The 220-nt window shown below is 39.5% G+C and carries 1 pseudogene; it reads left to right on the forward strand.

The features are described 5' to 3' along the window. A pseudogene (locus tag ACYQ2O_RS13900) lies at positions 1 to 220 on the forward strand (RNA-guided endonuclease TnpB family protein); the annotation flags it as partial.

Consider the following 220-nt stretch of genomic DNA (forward strand, 5'->3'; position numbering starts at 1 on the left):
ACGGGAAAATCAAACTTCCAAAAACTGGATTCGTGAAGCTGAACCAACACAGAAAGTTTGAAGGAGTCATCAAGTCGTGCACCATTTCTATGAACAAGTCGGGAAAGTATTTCGTCTCTATTCTGGTAAAATCAGAAGACGAAGCAGTGGAAATTACCAAAAGAAAAATCGGGATTGATTTAGGCATTTCCGATTTCGCTATCACTACCAACGATTTAGG

This window comes from Alkalibacterium sp. m-11 (assembly GCF_054658155.1).